This window comes from Streptomyces sp. NPDC005195, assembly GCF_040608315.1.
In the GTDB taxonomy this organism is placed as follows: domain Bacteria; phylum Actinomycetota; class Actinomycetes; order Streptomycetales; family Streptomycetaceae; genus Streptomyces; species Streptomyces kaempferi.
This window is the reverse complement of sequence record NZ_JBEXHZ010000379.1, coordinates 1-1155: the sequence shown is the minus strand read 5'-3', so window position 1 is coordinate 1155 and position 1155 is coordinate 1. Positions and strand designations below refer to the sequence as shown.

The window sequence follows — 1155 nt, the reverse complement described above, 5'->3', positions numbered from 1 at the left end:
TGTCCTGCGCCAGAGATCCGTCGGCAGATGCGGGCGAGGGAGTCGAGGATTTCTTCGGCGGTTTTGGTCCAGATGAAGGGCTTGGGGTCTTCGTTCCAGTCCTTGACCCATGCGCGAATGTCGGCTTCGAGGGCCTGGATGTTCTTGTGTGCGCCGCGGCGGAGCATCTGGTGGGCGAGGTAGCCGAACCACCGCTCGACCTGGTTGATCCAAGAGGATCCGGTCGGGGTGAAATGCAGCTCGAACCGCGGGTGTTTGGCCAGCCAGGCTTTGATCGCAGGCGTCTTGTGGGTGCCGTAGTTGTCCACGATCAAGTGGACCTGCAAGTGCGCGGGCACCTGCTTGTCGATCCGGATCAGGAACTTCTTGAACTCCACGGCCCGGTGCCGGCGGTGCAGGGCCGTGATGACTTCACCCGTGGCGACGTCGAACGCGGCGAACAAGGTGGTCAGGCCGTTGCGCACGTAGTCGTGGGTGCGCCTCTCGGGCATGCCCGGCATTATCGGCAGCACCGGCTGGGACCGGTCCAGGGCCTGGATCTGCGACTTCTCGTCCACCGACAGCACCACCGCACCCTCGGGCGGGTTGAAGTACAGACCCACGACGTCGTAGACCTTCTCCACGAACAACGGGTCGGTCGACAGCTTGAAGGTGTCCGCCAGATGCGGCTTGAGCTGGAACTGCCGCCAGATCCGGCCGACCGTGGACTTCGACAGACCACTGTGTTGCGCCATCGACCGGCGGGACCAGTGGGTGGCGTTCTTCGGTAGTTGTTCCAGCGTGGTGACCACCACGGCTTCCACCTGATCGACACTGATGGTGGGTGGCCGTCCCGGCCGGGGCTCGTCGACCAACCCGTCCAACCGCTCGACGATAAAACGCCTGCGCCACTTGCGGACGGTGTCCGCGCTCACCCGCAACTCTCGCGCTACCGAGACGATCGGCGGCACCTCCAGCCCCGCACACGCCAACACAATCCGCGCCCGCAGAGCCAGAGCCTGCGCCGATGTCGCCCGACGCGTCCATCGCTCCAACTCCGCCCCCTCGTCATCGGACAGCAGTAACGGCTCCAGCTTCGGGCCCCGACGAGGAACTGACGCACCACCAGTAGAAGTCACAAAACTACTAACGATCAACTACTGGCGCAGGACACTA

General features: G+C 64.1%; 1 protein-coding gene. It reads right to left on the bottom strand.

The features are described 5' to 3' along the window. On the bottom strand, positions 1 to 1073 hold a 1073-nt coding region (locus tag ABZV34_RS39790), incomplete at its 3' end, for an IS630 family transposase (protein WP_356288294.1). Positions 1074 to 1155: the final 82 nt, after the last annotated feature.